Origin of the sequence: Streptomyces reniochalinae (genome assembly GCF_003323735.1) — a bacterium.
GTDB classification, from domain to species: Bacteria; Actinomycetota; Actinomycetes; order Streptomycetales; family Streptomycetaceae; genus Streptomyces; species Streptomyces reniochalinae.
In genome coordinates this window covers 285,026-302,611 of record NZ_QOIM01000037.1, presented here as the reverse complement: position 1 = coordinate 302,611, position 17,586 = coordinate 285,026, and the positions used below count along the sequence as shown (strand labels likewise).

General features: G+C 72.0%; 13 protein-coding genes. 4 read left to right on the top strand and 9 right to left on the bottom strand.

What is annotated here, in order from left to right; translation table 11 throughout:
• Positions 1–80: 80 nt before the first annotated feature.
• Positions 81–914: a maleylpyruvate isomerase family mycothiol-dependent enzyme gene (locus DQ392_RS19200; protein WP_114016848.1), complete on the top strand. Its 834-nt coding sequence runs from the start codon at positions 81–83 to the stop codon at positions 912–914.
• Positions 915–1,089: 175 nt separating this feature from the next.
• Here the strand turns inward: DQ392_RS19200 and DQ392_RS19195 are convergent, their stop codons facing one another.
• The 5 genes from DQ392_RS19195 to pdhA form a co-directional block, all read right to left on the bottom strand.
• The gene (locus tag DQ392_RS19195; protein ID WP_114016847.1) at positions 1,090–2,409 is read right to left on the bottom strand and encodes an MFS transporter; all 1,320 of its coding nucleotides are present in this window, start codon (positions 2,407–2,409) and stop codon (positions 1,090–1,092) included.
• A complete protein-coding gene (locus tag DQ392_RS19190) occupies positions 2,406–3,173 on the bottom strand; it encodes a GntR family transcriptional regulator (RefSeq protein ID WP_245981655.1) in 768 nt (255 codons plus the stop codon). The genes DQ392_RS19195 and DQ392_RS19190 overlap by 4 nt, the downstream gene beginning before the upstream one ends.
• A 176-nt stretch (positions 3,174–3,349) precedes the next feature.
• On the bottom strand, positions 3,350–4,927 hold the full coding sequence (locus DQ392_RS19185) for a dihydrolipoamide acetyltransferase family protein (protein WP_114016932.1): 1,578 nt from the start codon (positions 4,925–4,927) through the stop codon (positions 3,350–3,352).
• A gap of 14 nt (positions 4,928–4,941) precedes the next feature.
• Positions 4,942–5,922: an alpha-ketoacid dehydrogenase subunit beta gene (locus DQ392_RS19180; RefSeq protein WP_114016846.1), complete on the bottom strand. Its 981-nt coding sequence runs from the start codon at positions 5,920–5,922 to the stop codon at positions 4,942–4,944.
• Between the two features lie 2 nt (positions 5,923–5,924).
• Positions 5,925–7,496, bottom strand: a complete 1,572-nt coding sequence (pdhA, locus tag DQ392_RS19175) for a pyruvate dehydrogenase (acetyl-transferring) E1 component subunit alpha (RefSeq protein WP_114016931.1) — start codon at positions 7,494–7,496, stop codon at positions 5,925–5,927.
• Between the two features lie 394 nt (positions 7,497–7,890).
• On the opposite strand from pdhA, the gene DQ392_RS19170 reads away from it, so the two are divergent.
• A complete protein-coding gene (locus DQ392_RS19170; protein WP_114016845.1) occupies positions 7,891–8,616 on the top strand; it encodes a response regulator in 726 nt (241 codons plus the stop codon).
• A 78-nt stretch (positions 8,617–8,694) separates the two neighbouring features.
• Here DQ392_RS19170 and DQ392_RS19165 read toward each other — a convergent pair whose 3' ends face one another.
• Both DQ392_RS19165 and DQ392_RS19160 read right to left on the bottom strand, forming a co-directional pair.
• Complete coding sequence (locus DQ392_RS19165; RefSeq protein WP_245981654.1) at positions 8,695–9,735, bottom strand: phosphotransferase; 1,041 nt, start codon at positions 9,733–9,735, stop codon at positions 8,695–8,697.
• A gap of 143 nt (positions 9,736–9,878) precedes the next feature.
• Positions 9,879–11,498 carry a protein kinase domain-containing protein gene (locus DQ392_RS19160; protein WP_114016844.1) on the bottom strand — a complete coding sequence of 540 codons (1,620 nt, stop codon included), beginning with the start codon at positions 11,496–11,498 and terminating at the stop codon, positions 9,879–9,881.
• Positions 11,499–11,946: 448 nt separating this feature from the next.
• On the opposite strand from DQ392_RS19160, the gene DQ392_RS19155 reads away from it, so the two are divergent.
• Positions 11,947–13,734, top strand: coding sequence for a protein kinase domain-containing protein (locus DQ392_RS19155; protein ID WP_114016843.1), 1,788 nt, complete (start codon positions 11,947–11,949; stop codon positions 13,732–13,734).
• Between the two features lie 260 nt (positions 13,735–13,994).
• On the opposite strand, the gene paaN is transcribed toward DQ392_RS19155, so the two are convergent.
• A complete protein-coding gene (paaN, locus tag DQ392_RS19150) occupies positions 13,995–15,698 on the bottom strand; it encodes a phenylacetic acid degradation protein PaaN (protein ID WP_114016842.1) in 1,704 nt (567 codons plus the stop codon).
• A gap of 298 nt (positions 15,699–15,996) precedes the next feature.
• Between paaN and DQ392_RS19145 the strand changes: the two genes are divergently transcribed.
• Positions 15,997–16,608, top strand: a complete 612-nt coding sequence (locus tag DQ392_RS19145) for a TetR/AcrR family transcriptional regulator (protein ID WP_114016929.1) — start codon at positions 15,997–15,999, stop codon at positions 16,606–16,608.
• 298 nt (positions 16,609–16,906) lie between these two features.
• Here DQ392_RS19145 and DQ392_RS19140 read toward each other — a convergent pair whose 3' ends face one another.
• On the bottom strand, positions 16,907–17,554 hold the full coding sequence (locus tag DQ392_RS19140; RefSeq protein WP_342774960.1) for an Lrp/AsnC family transcriptional regulator: 648 nt from the start codon (positions 17,552–17,554) through the stop codon (positions 16,907–16,909).
• Positions 17,555–17,586: the final 32 nt, after the last annotated feature.

Here is a 17,586-nt window from a genome sequence, read left to right as displayed (position 1 = left end):
CAGTGCGCGGACTTGTTCGTATCCCGAACGAGCCGCAAGCTCGAACGAGCCAGCCAGCGAACCGCAAGACGAGGGGTCCCGTGACCGACCACCCAAGCCTTCAGCCCTACGTTGACGCGTGGACGCAGTCCATGGAAGCGATATCCGAGCTGGTCACTCCGCTCGTGGAAGGGGAGTGGAACGGGCGGACCGACTGTCCGGGCTGGTCGGTGCGCGACGTGGTCTCCCACATCATCGGCGTCGAGTGCGAACTCCTGGGCGACCCGCGACCGATCCACGCCCTGCCCCGCGACATCCGCCACGTCGTCGACGAGACCAGCCGTCACATGGAGGTCCAGGTCGATGTGCGGCGGCACCACACGGGCCCGGAGATGACCAGCGAGTTCGAGTACACCCTCATCCGCCGCGGGCGGCAGCTGCGGAACGAGAAGCGCGGGCCGGAGGCGGAGGTCAACAGCGTCGTGCCGTTCGGGCCCCGCAAACTGCCCCTGGAGCGCCAGCTGATGCTGCGCGCCTTCGACGTGTGGGTGCACGAGCAGGACCTGCGCCGCGCTCTGGACAAGCCCGGCAACCTGGACTCGCCCGGCGCCCACGTGGCCAGGGACGTGATGCTCGCCGGGCTGCCCAAGGTCGTCGCCAAGGACGCCGGAGCCCCGCTGAACTCCGCGGTCGTCTTCGACGTGAGCGGCCCCGTCGAGTTCATGCGGACGGTGCGCGTGGACGAGGAGGGCCGGGGCAGCGTCGACGGCAGCGTCTCGCTGGGCCCCGCCGCCACCCTCGCCATGGACTGGGAGACCTACTTCCGGCTGGCCGCGGGCCGCGTACGGCCGGACGCCGTCGCGGACCGCGTCAAGACCGACGGGGACGCGGAGCTGGCCGCCGAGATCCTGCGCCACTTCTCGGTGACGCCGTGACGGTGTGACGCCGTGACACCGTGGACTGGTGACGGTGGGGCGTTGTGGAGTCGTCACCCCCTCAGGGGGTGACGGTCGGACACAGCCCCCCGGCGGGGTCGCGGCGGAGCGGGCCGTGGCGCGTGGGCTCCGCCGCGCCGCCGTCACACCGGACCCGCGTCACGCCGGACCCGCGTCATACGGGGACGTGCACTGCCTCCACCCGGCTGGCCACCACGCGCTCGCGTTCGCGCCGTACCGCACGCCCCCGCAGCCGGGCGAACTGCACCAGGCCCAGCGCCTGGAGGACGAAGACGCTCGCGAAGGCGATCCGGTAGTTGTCCCCCGTCAGGTCGAGCAGGACCCCGACGGCGAACAGTGTCGTCATCGAGGCGGTGAACCCGCCCATGTTGACGATGCCGGACGCGGTGCCGTGCCGCTCGGGCGGGTTGGCGGGGCGGGAGAAGTCGAAGCCGATCATCGAGCCGGGGCCGCAGGCGCCGAGCACCACGCACAGCACCACCAGCAGCCACATGGGGTCCTTGCCCGGCCAGGCGATGGCCGCTGCCCACACCAGGGCGGTCGCGGCGACGGTGCCCAGCACCAGCGGGGTGCGCGCGGCGTGGTGACGGGAGATGACCTGCCCGTAGACCAGCCCGCAGCACATGTTGGAGACCACCACGAGAGTCAGCAGCCCACCGGCCGTGCCCTTGTCGAGCCCCTGCGCCTCCACCAGGAAGGGCATGCCCCACAGCAGCAGGAAGACCATGCCGGGGAACTGGCAGGTGAAGTGCACCCACATCCCTGCGCGGGTGCCCGGCTCCCGCCAGGCCGCACCGATCTGCCGGCGGATGAAGCCCGAACCCGTGGCCTCGGCCTTGGGGACGGCCGGCGGCTCGTGGCCCTCCGGATGGTCCCGCAGGAAGAAGACGACGAGCGCCAGGATGACCAGGCCGCCCGCCGCGCTGCCCGCGAACGTCGCCGTCCAGCCCAGACTCGCCAGGATGCGGGCGAGAACCAGTGTCGTCACCAGGTTGCCCGCCATCCCGATCAGCGCCGCCACCTGGGCGATGACCGGTCCGCGGCGGGCCGGGAACCAGCGCGCCCCCAAGCGCAGGACGGCGATGAACGTCATCGCGTCCCCACAGCCCAACAGCGCGCGGGAGGCCAGCGCGGTGCCGTACGAGGCCGACAGCGCGAAGCCGAACTGGCCGGCGGTGAACAGCAGGATGCCCAACAGCAGGATGCGGCGGGTGCCCCAGCGGTCCACCAAAAGGCCCACGGGTATCTGCATCCCCGCGTAGACGAGGAGTTGGAGGATCGAGAAGCTGGAGAGCGCGGAGGCGTTGATGTCGAAGCGGTGCGCCGCGTCGAGGCCCGCCACGCCGAGGCTGGTGCGGAAGGTGACGGCGACGAAGTAGACGGCGACGCCGATACCCCACACCCACCAGGCGCGGGGGCCGCCGGGCGGGTCGCCGGGCAGCCGGACGGCGTGGGGGGAGGCGGTGGTACTCATCGTCCGTCCCCCCGGTCGTCACCCTGGCCGCTCGCCCGGTCGTCCCCCTGGCCGGTGCGGTCGTCGCCGCGCATCAGGTGGCGGACCCGGCTGACGTGCTGGTGGACGGCGCGCGCCGCGGCGTCCGTGTCTCCCTCGCGCAGCGTGCGCAGGATGTCGGCGTGCTCGGCGATGTTCTTCGCCACCCGGTCGGGATGCGCGTGCATCACGGCGACGCCCATCCGCAGCTGCCGGTCGCGCAGCTGGTCGTAGAGGCGGGTGAGGATCTGGTTGCCCGTCGCCTGGACGAGCGCGGCGTGGAAGCCGCGGTCGGCGGCGGAGAAGGCGGGAAGGTCACCGGAGGCCGCGTGGGTCCGCTGCTCGGCCAGCAGCTCTTCGAGCCGGGTCACCAGCGCGTCCGAGACGGGCACGGCGCGGCGGACCGCGTGCTGCTCGACCAGCAGACGGGTCTCGACGACGTCCTCGACCTCCTGCACCGAGACGGGCAGCACCAGCGCGCCCTTCTTCGGGTACAGCCGGATCAGGCCCTCCACCTCCAGGCGGAGCAGGCCCTCGCGGACGGGGGTCCGCGAGACACCGACGGCCTCGGCGAGCTCGCCCTCCGTCAGGAGCATGCCCCCCTCGTAGCGCCGCTCCAGCACCGCCTGCTTCACGTGCGCGTACACGCGCTGCGCGGCGGGCGGTTGCTTTACCTCCCTGAGCTGCTGTTTCGGGGTGCCGGCGTGGGTGGTGGCGCGGTGGGTGGGGGGTGCGGCGGAAGGCATGCACGCATCATAGATACAAGACGGATGCGACGGTTCCCGCTTCCGCGATGTGGGACGGTGCCCTTCGCCGTGCCTTCGGCGGCACAGGGGGCGGGGGCTACCGCGCCCCCGCCCCCCTTGTCTCCGTGCCCGCGTGCCCCCGGCGGGGGCGCCGGCTCAGGCCCGGTGCCGTCCGGTCACTGCCACAGCATCAGCCGCTTGGGGTGTTCGAGGACGGCGGCGATGTCGGCGAGGACCTTGGAGCCGAGTTCGCCGTCGACCAGGCGGTGGTCGAAGGAGAGCGCCAGCGTGGTGACGTGGCGCGGCTTCACCTTGCCCTTGTGCACCCAGGGCTGCTCGCGCACCTGGCCGAAGGCCAGGATGGCGGACTCGCCGGGGTTGAGGATCGGCGTACCCGTGTCCACCCCGAAGACCCCGACGTTGGTGATCGTCACCGTCCCGCCGCTCATCGCGGCGGGGCTGGTCCTGCCCTCGCGGGCGGTGGCCACCAGCTCACCGAGCGCGGACGCCAGTTCGGGCAGGGTCTTGTCGTGCGCGTCCTTGATGTTGGGGACGATCAGCCCGCGCGGGGTGGCCGCGGCGATGCCCAGGTTGACGTAGTGCTTGCGGACGATCTCCTGGCGCTCCTCGTCCCAGGAGGCGTTGACCTCCGGGTGGCGGCGGATGGCCACCAGGAACGCCTTGGCGACCAGCAGCAGCGGGTTGATCCGCACGCCCGCCATGTCGGGGTCCTGCTTGAGGTCGGCGACGAGCTTCATCGTCCGGGTGACGTCCACGGTCACGAACTCGGTGACGTGCGGCGCCGTGAACGCGCTGTCGACCATCGCTTGCGCGGTGGCCTTGCGTACGCCCTTGACGGGGATACGGGTCTCGCGGGCCGCGGCCGCCGAGGCGGACGGCTCCGCGGGAAAGGCGGCGGGCTCGACGGGCTCCCGCGCGGCCGCGGGTGCCGCAGGCGCGGCGGCCCGGGCGGCAGCGGCGTGCACGTCCTCACGGGTGACGATCCCGTCGGGGCCGCTCGGGGCGACCGCCGCCAGGTCGACGCCGAGGTCCTTGGCCAGCTTGCGGACGGGCGGCTTGGCCAGCGGCCGCGAGCCGGCGACCGAAGAGGGCTCCCCGTGGCCGTTCACGCCCGGAGCGCCGTCCACCTCCGAGGCGTTGTCGCCCGGAACCGGCTCGGCCGCCGGCACGGGCTCGGTGGCCGGGGCCGGCTCGGTGGCGGCGCCCCCCGCCGCCGAGCCCTGCCCGGGCGCGGGCTTGCGCGGACGGCGCTTGGTGGAGCTGGTGGCCACGCCGTAGCCGACCAGCACGGGCTGCCGGCCCTCGCCCTCCGCCCCGGCCTCCTCCTGCTGGGTCCCCTCCGGCTGGGCCCCCTCGGTAACGGCGGCCTCCTCGGCCACCTCGGCCGCGGCACCGGCGCCCGTCTCCATCGCGGCCTGCGCCGCGGACGCGTCGCCGCCGCCCGAACCGGCCGCGGGGCCACCGGTGTCGACGGCGATGATGGGGGTGCCGACGTCCACCGTGGTGCCCTCGTCGAAGCGCAGGTCGTGCACCACGCCGTCGAAGGGGATCGGCAGCTCGACGGCGGCCTTGGCCGTCTCCACCTCGCAGACGACCTGGCCGTCGGTGACGGTGTCCCCGGGCTGGACGTACCACTTGAGGATCTCCGCCTCCGTCAGCCCCTCGCCCACGTCGGGCATCTTGAACTCACGGACGCCGGCGGCCGGCTGCGCGGCCTGTGCGCTGTTGGTCATCGTCACGGCTCTCCTCAGTACGCCAGCGCGCGGTCGACGGCATCGAGCACCCGGTCCAGGTTCGGCAGGTACTCGTCCTCCAGCCGCGCAGGTGGGTACGGCGCGTGGAACCCGCCGACGCGCAGCACCGGTGCTTCAAGATGGTAGAAGCACCGCTCGGTGATGCGGGCGGCGATCTCGGCACCGGTGCCGAGGAAGACCGGTGCCTCGTGGACGAGCACGAGGCGGCCCGTCCGCTCGACGGAACGCTGCACGGTGTCGAAGTCGATCGGCGACATGGAGCGCAGGTCCACGACCTCCAGCGAGTTGCCCTCTTCCTCGGCGGCGGCCGCCGCCTCCATGCAGACCTTCACCATCGGGCCGTAGGCGGCCAGGGTGAGCGCGCTGCCCTGGCGGGCGATCTTCGCGGAGTGCAGCGGAGCCGGGATGGCGGAGGGGTCGACCTCGCCCTTGTCCCAGTAGCGCCGCTTGGGCTCGAAGAAGATGACCGGGTCGTCGCTCTCGATGGCCTGCTGCAACATCCAGTAGCCGTCGGAGGAGTTGGAGGGCGAGACGCACTTGAGGCCCGCGACGTGCGCGAACAGCGTCTCCGGCGACTCGCTGTGGTGCTCGACGGCGCCGATGCCGCCCCCATAGGGGATGCGGATGACGACAGGCAGCTTGATCTTGCCCAGGGCCCGCGCGTGCATCTTGGCGAGCTGGGTGACGATCTGGTCGTAGGCGGGGAAGACGAAGCCGTCGAACTGGATCTCGACGACGGGCCGGTAGCCGCGCAGTGCCAGGCCGATCGCGGTGCCGACGATGCCGGACTCGGCCAGCGGCGTGTCCACGACCCGGTCCTCACCGAAGTCCTTCTGCAACCCGTCGGTGACGCGGAAGACGCCACCGAGCTTGCCGACGTCCTCGCCCATGACCAGGACCTTCGGATCGTTCTCCAGCGCGGTGCGCAGCGAGGCGTTGATCGCCTTGGCGAGGGGGAGCTTCTGAACGGCCATGGTCACTTACCTTCCCCCACGGCGGAGACACTCTCGGACTCGAACGAGGCCTGGTAGGCGGCGAACTGGGCGCGCTCCTCGTCCACGAGCGCGTGCCCGTCCGCGTAGACGTTCTCGAACATCGCCATGGTGTCGGGATCGGGCATCGTGCGGATGGCGTCACGCACGTGCCGGCCCATCTCCTCGCTCTCCTCGTCGATCGCGGCGAAGAAGGCCGAGTCGGCCAGCTTCTCGCGCTCCAGGTAGCCGCGCAGCCGCTGGATCGGGTCCTTCGCCTCCCACGCGGCGCGCTCGTCGTCCGCGCGGTAGCGGGTCGGGTCGTCGGAGGTGGTGTGGGCGCCCATGCGGTAGGTGAACGCCTCGATCAGCATCGGGCCCTCACCGCTGCGCGCGCGCTCCACGGCTGCCTTGGTGACCGCCAGGCAGGCCAGCACGTCGTTGCCGTCGACGCGGACGCCGGGGAAGCCGAAGCCCTGGGCACGCTGGTAGATCGGCACCCGGGACTGGCGCTCTGTGGGCTCGGAGATCGCCCACTGGTTGTTCTGGCAGAAGAAGACGACCGGGGCGTTGTAGACCGCGGCGAACGTGAACGCCTCGGCCACGTCTCCCTGGCTGGAGGCGCCGTCGCCGAAGTAGGCGACGACGGCCGAGTCCGCGCCGTCCTTGGCCACACCCATCGCGTACCCGGCCGCGTGCAGGACCTGGGAGCCGATCACGATCGTGTAGAGGTGGAAGTTGTTGCTGTTCGGGTCCCAGCCGCCGTTGTTCACACCGCGGAACATGCCCAGCAGCATCGTCGGGTCCACGTCGCGGCACCAGGCGACACCGTGCTCCCGGTAGGTGGGAAAGACGTAGTCGTCGGGGCGCAGGGCCCGTCCTGAGCCGATCTGCGCGGCCTCCTGGCCGAGCAGGGACGCCCACAGGCCCAGCTCGCCCTGGCGCTGGAGCGCGGTGGCCTCCGCGTCGAAACGGCGCGTGAGCACCATGTCACGGTAGAGGCCCTGGAGCTCCTTCGCACTCAGATCGACGTCGTACTCCGGATGGGTGACGCGCTCGCCCTCCGGAGTGAGCAGCTGGACCAGCTCGGGCTCGACGGGCGCGCCGCCGGTGCCGCGCGCGGAGTCGCCCCCACGGGCCGGACGTGCGGCGGCGGCGCGCGAGGAGGTGGCCTGCGCCTTCGTGGAGCGCTTCGCCGGGGCCTTCGCCCCGTTCGTCGCCGCGCTGCTGCTCGCCGTGCTCCTGGACGCGGCCTTCGACCCGTTCTTCGAGGGGGCCTTCGAAGCCGTCTTCGAGGCGGACTTCGGCGTGCTCCCGGAGGAGGTCTTCGCGGCGCTCCTGGCCGCCTTCTTCACCGGTGCCTTGGCGGAAGCCTTCCCCGGTGCCTTCGCCGCGGCGCTCGCCGAAGCCTTCCCCGCGGGCTTGCGGGACTTGCGGGGCTCGCCGGTGGCGGTGGCCTCGCCGGCCTCCGCCCTGCCGTTCGCGGCGTCGCCGCCGGGAGCGGCCTGGGTGGCGCCCTTTCCTCCGGTGCCGCTGCGGCGCGCGGTGCTCCGCGCGGCAGTGCTCTCCACGGTCACGTGTGCTCCTCCGTCTGTCCGGCCCCCGGGGTTGCCGGTGACCTGGGGCTCCCCCACCCACTGGCGGGGGGAGGCTCGCCCGGTCCCGTGCGGCGCACGGGGTGGGAGCGTCGCGGTCGGCACCGGGTGGTGACTGCATGTCCCGGTCGCGGCCCGCTGTACCGACCCCGTCGGGGCGCCCCAGCCATGGCTGGCATCTCCATAGACGCACGAGGCGGCCCTGACCTGCAACTTTGCTCGGATATCCAAGTAAGAACCCGGAAGTCCAAGTATGTGTGCGATGAGTCGGGACATCACTGGTCACGGCCTCGCGAGCCGCGGACACCCGCACGGTAACCCGGGGTGCGGGAGCCCGGGAAGAGTGAAGAGCCGATCAGTATGTGAGACTGAGAATGTGCCCGAAAACGGACCAACCCGGGTATTCCTGGTCGACGACCACGAGGTCGTCCGCAGGGGCGTGCGCGACATGCTCGCCGCCGACCCCGGCCTGGAGATCGCCGGAGAGGCCGGCACGGCGGCCGACGCACTCGCCGGCATCGCCGCCACCCGGCCCGACGTGGCCATCCTGGACGTACGGCTGCCCGACGGCAGCGGCATCGAGGTCTGCCGCGAGGTCCGCTCCCGCGACGAGACCGTGCACTGCCTGATGCTCACCTCCTACGCCGACGACGAGGCGCTCCTGGCCTCCGTGATGGCCGGCGCCTCCGGATACGTCCTCAAGGAACTCAGCCGCCGCGAACTCGTCCACTCGGTGCACGAGGTGGCGGCGGGCGCCTCGCTGCTCGACCCCGCCGACACCCGGCGCCTGCTGGACCGGCTGCACGGCGCCACCACGGGCGCCGGTCCGGGTTCCGGTTCCGGCTCGGCCACCGGCGCCGCCGCGCGACGGGACGAGAGGCTGGCCACCCTCACCCCCCAGGAGCGCACCATCCTCGGGCTGATCGGCGAGGGACTGACCAACCGGGTGATCGGCCAGCGGCTGCACCTGGCCGAGAAGACGGTCAAGAACTACGTGTCCGGGCTCCTCGCCAAGCTCGGCATGGAACGGCGCACCCAGGCCGCCGCCTACATCGCCAGGCTCCGCGCCTCCGACGGCCACGACGACCCGCACCACGGGTGACACCGCCCCTCACGTGGCCGGGGCGACCTCTCGTCGCCCCCGCGTGGCCGGGGCGACCTCTCGTCGCAGAAGGCGGCGCTAGTCGCAGAAGGCGGCGCGCACCGCCTCGTAGTGCGCCGTCCACCACACCACGAGCGCCGCCGCAGCCGGGAACTGCACATCCACCCGGCCGTCGCTGCGCTCGTAGCGCCAGCGCAGCATCCAGAAGTCGTTCAACCGCTCCCACCACACCCGGTGCACGGCGGCCGCCAGCTCCTCGCGCGGGGCGCGCGCACCGCCCCGGTAGGCGCGCGCGAACGCCCGCACCCTGCGCAGGTCCAAAGTGCCGCCCGGCCGCAGGAAGAAGATCGCCGCGCCCCGCACGGCCTCCTCGGCACGCGGCTGCACACCCAGCCGGTCCCAGTCGAGGATCGCCACCACGCGCGCCGTGGCACCGCCCGGCGCGTACAGCAGGTTCAGCGGGTGGAAGTCCCCGTGCACCCAGCCGTAGAACCGGTCCTGTACGGCGTCGGGCCGCTCCCGCGCATGGTGCCGCAGCAGCGCCCTGCGCTCGGTCAGCCGGTGCTCGGCCAGCTCGTCGAAACTGTCCCGGCGCCGCCGCGCCCGCACCCGCTCCAGCAGAGCGCCGATCGTCTCGTACGTCGCCGCCGGATCGGCGCTCACCGCACCGCGCGGAGCCTTCGGCACGCCCGCCCGCGCCAGCCGGGTGTGCACCCGCCCCAGCAGGGTGCCCAGCCCGGCACACTGCGTCAGGGACAGCTCGCTGCCGTGCCGGTGCCCGCCCTCGATCCAGGGGTGCAGCGCGAAGCAGCGGCCGTCCGCCGCCACCACCACCGACCTGCCCTCCGCGTCCGGCACCGCGGGGACCACGGGCAGCCCCAGCTCACCGAGGCGCGCCGCCGCCCGGTGCCGGCACTCGATGCGGGCGCGCGCGGCCTGACCGTCCAGATGGTGTTTGAGGAAGTAGCGCCCCCGGGTCGTCGTCACCCGGTAACCCCTGTTGAGCAGCCCGTGCGAGACGGGCTCGCACGCCACAGGGTCCCCCATGTCCGCGTACCGCCCCAGCAGGACGTCGAGCGTGCCCTGGGTCAGGGGCCGGGAAAGGGAAGACGGCTGCACGGCGGCATCGTAGGGCCGCACACCGGACCACGCCCCGCGGACGTCAACAGACCGCGCCCCCACCCACTACAAACGTGTGCACGCAGGGCCCGGCCGACGGGCTCAGGGCCGAGCCTCCCGGCGGGCCATCGCCGCCCGCCGGATCACTCGTCGCCGGCACCCTGGTTGCTGCCGATGAGGCCGCCGTCGCCGCCGTCCCCGTTGTCGCCGCCGTCCCCGTTGCCGCCCGGGGGAGGGGAGTCCGTGTTGGACGGCTTCTCACCGCTGTCGCCGCCGTCGCTCGGACCGCCACCCCCGTTGCCGCCGTTGTGCGACTGCGAGGGGTCACCGGTCTCGGACGGCTGCGTGGGGCTCGGGTCGGTGTCGCTCGGCGCCGTGTCCGAGGGCCGGTCGCTGGGCGTCCAGTCGCCGGTGCCGCCGTCGCCGGCGCCCGGCTGGTCCTGCTCGGTCTCCGACGGGGTGGGATCGGGATCGTCGGAGGACTTCTTGTCCTTCGGCTCCGACTTGGTGGTGTCCGGCTTGTCCGGCTTGTTGTCCTTGCCGTCGTTGTCCTGGCCGAGCGCGAAGAAGATGCCACCCGCGATCGCGATGACCGCCAAGAACGCCACCAGCGCGTACTTGAACCCCTTGCTGCCGCCATTGCCACGGCCACCACCGCGGGCTCCACCGTCGTCGTCCCGCGGACCCGCCAGCAGCGGAGCACCCATCTGCGACGTGTCGGAGTGCGAGGGGTGCGCGCGTGCGCCCGCGCCGGGCACGCCCATGGCCGGGGTCGAGCCGCCGTAGTGCGCGGTCGGGCCCGTGTCCCACAGGCCGCCGGTGTGACCGCCCTGCTCGTGCAGCATTTGCAGCGCGTACTGGGTGAGCCCGCGCATCTCCTCGGCCGTCTGGAACCGGTCGTCCGGCTCCTTGGCCAGCGCGCGCATCGTCAGGCCGTCCAGCTCCGGCGGAACCGCGTCCGACACCTCGGACGGGAGCACCGGATCGTCCTGCACGTGCTGGTAGACCACCGACAGCGGGGTCTCGCCCGTGAACGGGGGCCGCCGCGTCAGCAGCTCGTACAGCAGACATCCCGTGGCGTACAGGTCCGAGCGCGCGTCCACGGTCTTACCGAGCGCCTGCTCGGGGGAGAGGTACTGCGGCGTGCCCATCACCATGCCGGTCTGCGTCATGGTGTTCGACGCACCGTGCAGGGCGCGGGCGATGCCGAAGTCCATCACCTTCACCGCGCCGCCCCGCGTGATGATCACGTTCGCGGGCTTGATGTCACGGTGCACGATGCCGTGCTGATGGCTGTAGGCCAGCGCCTCCAGCACCCCGGACACGATGATCAACGCCTGGTCCGGCGGCGGCGCGTCCGCGGTCAGCAGCAGATCCCGGATCGTGCTGCCCTCGACGAGCTCCATCACGATGTACGGCGTGATGTTGCCGCCGATCATCTCCTCGCCGGAGTCGTAGACCGCGACGACGGAGTGGTGGTTGAGGCCCGCGACGGACTGGGCCTCGCGCGTGAAGCGCGCCTTGGAGACCGGGTCCTCGGCCAGGTCGGCGCGGAGCAGCTTGACCGCGACCGTACGCCCGAGACGCAGGTCCTCGGCACCGAAGACCTCGGCCATGCCACCGCGCCCGAGGCGATGCGTCAGGCGGTACCTGCCGTCACCGACCAGGCCGTTGTTGCCCCACAACTCCGGCGAATCGGGCAGGGAGCCGCCGCCCGTCGCGTCGGGGTCCGAAGGGCCCCCGGCGGCTTGCGTCTGTGCCATCAGTCCTCGCCGTCGATTCGAATCCGCGGACTTCGCGCGGTGGATACTCCCCCCAAGGAGGCTACAGGCACGCGGGGGGTGGATGGATGGGACGGAATACCGAGCTACGCCCGTCGCATCCAACAAGCTGACGTACCGGCCCCGCAAGTTGGCTCCGGCACTCCTGCGCCCGCGCCCCTCCCCGGGGGCGGCGCCCCAGCGCACAGCCCGTGAACCGCACCCTCTAGGCTCGGTGGACCGCTCTGGGCCGTGCCCTTGTGAGCCTGTGACGCCGCCCGGCCGGCGGTGTGACACATCGCTCGCGGAGGGCGTATGCGCATTCGGTCACGGAACGGGCAACGAGCTTGACGTGACCGAGGCCCCGGGCAAACTTGGGCCAGTATCACGGTCAAAAGGATCACTCAACGTACCTGCACGGGGGCAGCGCCGCCGAGGGGGAAGCAGTCAGATGAGCGACGACGGCGCACAGGCGGCCGGCAACTACTTGGGCCGCATGGTCGGCGGAGGACGATTCCAGCTTCGCTCACTGCTGGGCGCCGGCGGGATGGCCTCCGTCTACCTCGCCTACGACTCCGTACTCGACCGGCAGGTCGCGGTCAAGACCCTCCACACCGAGCTCGGCCGCGAGCAGTCCTTCCGCGAGCGGTTCCGCCGCGAGGCCCAGTCCGTGGCCAAGCTGACCCACACCAACATCGTCTCCGTCTTCGACTCCGGCGAGGACGAGATCGACGGCGCGATGGTGCCGTACATCGTCATGGAGTACGTCGAGGGCAAGCCGCTGCGCACCGTCCTCGACGAGGACATCGCCCAGCACGGCGCGATGCCCGCCGACAAGGCGCTGAAGATCACCGGCGATGTGCTCGCCGCCCTCGAGGTCAGCCACGAGATGGGCCTCGTCCACCGGGACATCAAGCCCGGCAACGTGATGCTCACCAAGCGTGGCGTGGTCAAGGTCATGGACTTCGGCATCGCGCGCGCCATGCAGTCCGGTGTGACCTCCATGACCCAGACCGGCATGGTCGTCGGCACGCCCCAGTACCTGTCCCCCGAGCAGGCGCTGGGCCGCGGCGTGGACGCCCGCTCCGACCTGTACTCCGTCGGCATCATGCTCTTCGAGCTGCTGACCGGACGGCTCCCCTTCGACGCCGACTCGCCGCTGGCCATCGCCTACGCGCACGTCCAGGAAGAGCCTGTCTCCCCGTCCTCCATCAACCAGTCCATCCCGGCGGCCGTGGACGCGCTCGTCGCCCGGACGCTGAAGAAGAACCCCAACGAGCGTTTCCCCTCCGCCGACTCGATGCACGACGAGGTCACCCGCATCGGCGGCTCCGGACTCGCCTCGGGCGCCTCGCCGATCATCATCAGCGGCGGCCCGGCAGCCAGCGGCGCCGGCGTCGGACAGGCCGTCTTCCCGCCCGTGGACGCCAACTCCCAGCCGCAGCAGGGCGGAGCCGGCGTCCAGACGCCGTACCAGCCGCCGCCCGGGCACGGCCAGGTGCCGGGCCCGGGCCAGATGCCGGGGCAAGGGCAGGGGCTCGGGCAGCCGGGGCCGTACAACAGCGCGGGCTTCGGGCCCTCCACCCCGCCGCCGCACGCGCAGAACACCGCACCCGCGGGTTACGGCTACCCGCAGTCCTCGTACGGCACCGGCGGCCCCTCCACGCCGCCGCCCTACACCATCAACGCCGCCGGCGGCTCCGGCCAGGGCAACGGTGGCGGGCCCGGCAAGAAGATGTCCTCCGGCGCCATGGCCGGATACGGACTCGCCGCCGTCGCCGTCATCGTCGCCCTCGTCTTCGTGATCATCAACCTGACCGGGGATAGCGGCGGCGGCGACGATCCCGAGGCCAAGCCCACCGCCAAGGACAAGCCGACCGCCACCACCGACCCCGGTGGCGGCGAGGGTGGCGACAGCGGTGACAGCGGCTCCAACTCGGGCGGCTTCAAGGGACCGGACAAGAGCCGGACCATCGACAAGGAGAAGTGCACCGACGCCAGCGAGACGTACGAGCACAACGGCAACGTCATGATGCCCGACATGACCTACAAGGACCTCACCTCCGTGAAGGCATGCCTGCGCGCCGCGGGGTGGAAGCTCGGCGACGTGACGATGGAGGACGAGAACGTCTTCGGCAAGAACCAGATCCTCGACCAGAACCCGGGCTCTCTCGACGACTTCAACCCGAAGAAGGACGAGATCGACCTGACGGTCTCCACGGGGCAGCCGGGTAGCTGAGGGACAGCCGCAGCTGAGCGGACCACTTCCGCGGTGGGGGCCGCCCCTTGGTGGGCGGCCCCCTTTCCGCTGGCCGGGGTGTGTCGCGCCACTACCCGGAGTGTGTCCCGCCTGGGGGCAGGGGCTCTCTGTTCAGTTCTTGGGGTGGGAAGCGCGCGTAGGGCTCGCCGCGTTCGGGCGGGTGCACCGCGGTTGGCCGCCGGGTGCGCGGCAGTGGGCCGCGCTCGGTGCACCGCAGGAGAGGCGGGCCCTCAAGGGCGTCACTGCGCCATCCGCCTCACCTCCACCACGCGGAATCGGCCGGAGACGAAGTCACCGTCGCACAGGGTGCAGTTGGCCGCCGGGTTGCCGCCTGAGCCGTGGAAGTCGCTGAAGCCGGCCGTCTGGTTGACATAGACACCGCCCGTGAGGTTGAGCGAGAGCTGGGCCGGCTCGGTGAAGCAGACCTCTTCGACCTGCCGGGCCACCTCGGGCGAGGTGGTGTACGCCGAGACCGTCATGGCGCCCTTGGTCATCAGGGTGTGCCCGAGCAGCTCCAGCGCCTCCTCGGTGGAGCCGACAGCCACCGCGAAGGAGACGGGCCCGAAGCACTCCTCCAGGTAGGGCGCGTCCTCCTCCTGCTTGGTGCCGTCCAGCTTGACGATCACCGGTGTGCGCACCGTGGCTCCGGGAAACTCCGGGTTCTCCACCACGCGGGAGGGCAGGGCGACCTCACCGAGCGCGGAGGCCGTCTCCACGCGTCCGCGCACCTGCTCGTTGACCAGCGCGCCCAGCAGCGCGTTGGCCCGTCCGTCGTCGCCCAGCAGCTTTCCGACGGCCGCGCCGAGATCCGCCACCACCTCGTCGTACCCCTTGTGGCCCGCTTCGGTGCTGATGCCGGCGGCGGGAATCAGCAGGTTCTGCGGGGTGGTGCACATCTGGCCGCTGTAGAGGGAGAGGGAGAAGGCGAGGTTGGCGAGCATGCCGGGGTAGTCGTCCGTGGAGTCGATGACGACGGTGTTGACGCCCGCCTTCTCCGTGTGGACGCGGGCCTGGCGGGCGTTGGACTCCAGCCATGCGCCGAAGGCGGAGCCACCGGTGTAGTCGATCACCCGGACCTCGGGCCGGGTCGCCAGGTCCTTGGCGATGCCGTCGCCCTCCGCCTCGGCGGCCAGCGCCACCAGGTCGGCGGCGAACCCCGCCTCGGTCAGGACCTCGCGGGCGATCCGCACCGTCAGGGCGAGGGGCAGGACAGCCCGGGGGTGCGGCTTGACCAGCACGGCGTTGCCGGTCGCGAGGGAGGCGAAGAAGCCGGGGAAGCCGTTCCAGGTGGGGAAGGTGTTGCACCCGATCAGCAGCGCGATGCCCCGGCCGACCGCAGTGAACTCCTTGACGACGCGGAGCGGTTCGCGCTTGCCCTGCGGCTTCTCCCAGTCGGCCCGCTCGGGGGTGCGCACCTGCTCGGCGTAGGCGTACGCCACCGCTTCCATGCCCCGGTCCTGCGCGTGCGGCCCACCGGCCTGGAACGCCATCATGGACGCCTGACCGCTGGTGTGCATCACGGCCTGGGCGAACTCGTGGGTACGCGCGCTGATCCGCGCCAGGATCTCCAGACAGACCGCCGCCCGCCCCGCGGGCCCCGCCTTCCGCCAGGCCGGCAGACCGCCCCGCATGACGGGCAGCAGCGCGTCGATCGCGCCCTCGTCGGCGCGCGGATAGGAGATGCCCATCTCCATCCCGTAAGGCGACACCTCGGTGGCCACCCATTCGCCGGACACCGGCTGGCCCGGAAGCTCGAACCGGCCGCCCCGGAGCGCGTCGAACGCCGCCTTGCCCTCCTCGGCCGCACCTTCGCCGTACGCCTTGGGGTGCTCTGGGTGCGGGGTCCAGAACTCGCGGGTGCGGATCGCCTCCAGCGCACGGTCCAGGGTGGGGCGGTGTTTGTCGATGAGCTGGGCAGTGGTCGTTCCGGTACCGGTGGTCACGCGGACCAACTCCTCGCTGAGCTGAGCTGGGACGGGATGCGGGTGGCGACGGTGGTGCGGGCTTGCTCGGGCACGCGGCGTTGCCGGTGCCGTTCACGTGAGAGATACTGCTACCGAACGATCGGTCGGTGCAAGGGGGTCCCCCCAACCTGTGGATAACTTCCCCCGGCCCCCTGAACAGGACGCTGACCACACCCTCCGCGCGGATCCGACGGCCCCCGACGAGCCGGCGGCCCGAGGCAGGGGCCCCTTCGACGTCCCGGCCGGCCTCGGCGACGCCCCGGCTAGCATCGGCCGCATGCCCACGGTCAAGCGCGACACCTACACGCCCGACTCGCTGCTCTCCGTCGCCGTGCGGGTGTTCAACGAGCGGGGCTACGACGGCACCTCGATGGAGCACCTGTCCAAGGCGGCCGGTATCTCCAAGTCCTCGATCTACCACCACGTGCGGGGCAAGGAAGAGCTGCTGCGCCGGGCGATAAGCCGCGCGCTCGACAGCCTGTTCGCGGTGCTGGACGAGCCCGCGGCGGGCGAGGGGCGCGCGGTGGCACGGCTGGAGCACGTCACGCGCCGCACCGTCGAGGTCCTGATGGCCGAGTTGCCGTACGTGACGCTGCTGCTGCGGGTCCGGGGCAACACGGACACCGAGGTGTGGGCGATGGGCAGGCGTCGCGAGTTCGACCAGAGGGTGGCCGAACTGGTCAAGCAGGCCGCCGCCGACGGTGATCTGCGTGCCGACGTGGACGCGCGGCTGGCGACCCGGCTGCTGTTCGGAATGATCAACTCCGTCGCCGAGTGGTACCGCCCCGATCGCGCCGTCTCCGGGCACGGCCCGGAGGGCGGCGACACCAGCGCCGAGGTCGCCGAGGCCGTTGTCCGCACCGCCTTCGCGGGCCTGCGCACCCACTGACGCCCTTGCCGGGCATCGTCCACTCTGCCTGGCATCGTCCGGCTTGCCCCGGCGTCGCCCGCCCCTGCCGGGCATTGCCCGCGCCGCTAGGGAGTGTCTTCAAAGTAGCGGCGTCCGCCCGGAGGGCGGGCCTGGCGGTGTCTGGTGCGTGCGCTCGCAAGGCGGAGGAGGGAGTCCCTGCGTGGGGGCACCTCCCGGGGCGAGCGAAGCCGAGCCCTGGGGGAAGCGGCGACCGACGACAACGCCGCGAGCGTGGGTGCCAGGCGCCGCCAGGCAGGCGGGACTTTGAAGACACGACCTAGGGCCCCGGCTCCAGGTCGGTCTCCTCGAACACCAGCAGGGTCCGGGTGCTCAGCACCTCGGGGAAGGACTGGATACGGGTGAGCACGAGGTCCCGCAACGCCCTGGTGTCGGGGGTGTGCACCAGCAGCAGCACGTCGAAGTCTCCGCTGACCAGCGCCATGTGGGCGGCACCCGGAAGTTCCTGGAGTTTTTCGCGGACGCTGCGCCAGGAGTTCTGAACGATCTTGAGGGTGATGTAGGCGGAGGCACCGTGGCCCGCCCGCTCCTGGTCGATGCGCGCGCTGAAGCCGCGGATGACGCCGTCGTCGAGCAGCCGGTTGATGCGCGCGTAGGCGTTGGCACGGGAGACGTGCACACGCTCGGCGACCGACCGTATGGAAGCTCTGCCGTCCGCACGGAGCAGCCGCAGCAGATCCCGGTCGATCGCATCGAGCGGCCTGGCCGGAGGGCGGGCTTCCGGACGCCACTCGGAGCGGGCATCCGGACGCGCCTCGGAGCGGGCTTCCGAACGCGACTCGGGAGGGGGGTCGGGGCGGTCGCCCGTCTGGCGGGACGGCCCGGACCCCTCCTCCGCTCCGTGGACCGCTTCCCGCGCCCCCCGAGCCGCTTCCTCCGACCCGTGGGCCATCTGTTCATCCGGCACGGTCCCCCACCTCCCCTGTGTGGACACCCTGC

Bases quoted from the DNA above. Each gene is read 5' to 3' on its own strand.
- DQ392_RS19160 (WP_114016844.1), bottom strand. From the start codon at position 11,498: ATGGCACAGACGCAAGCCGCCGGGGGCCCTTCGGACCCCGACGCGACG.
- DQ392_RS19180 (WP_114016846.1), bottom strand. From the start codon at position 5,922: ATGGCCGTTCAGAAGCTCCCCCTCGCCAAGGCGATCAACGCCTCGCTG.
- DQ392_RS19195 (WP_114016847.1), bottom strand. From the start codon at position 2,409: ATGAGTACCACCGCCTCCCCCCACGCCGTCCGGCTGCCCGGCGACCCG.
- DQ392_RS19190 (WP_245981655.1), bottom strand. From the start codon at position 3,173: ATGCCTTCCGCCGCACCCCCCACCCACCGCGCCACCACCCACGCCGGC.
- DQ392_RS19155 (WP_114016843.1), top strand. From the start codon at position 11,947: ATGAGCGACGACGGCGCACAGGCGGCCGGCAACTACTTGGGCCGCATG.
- DQ392_RS19145 (WP_114016929.1), top strand. From the start codon at position 15,997: ATGCCCACGGTCAAGCGCGACACCTACACGCCCGACTCGCTGCTCTCC.
- DQ392_RS19185 (WP_114016932.1), bottom strand. From the start codon at position 4,927: ATGACCAACAGCGCACAGGCCGCGCAGCCGGCCGCCGGCGTCCGTGAG.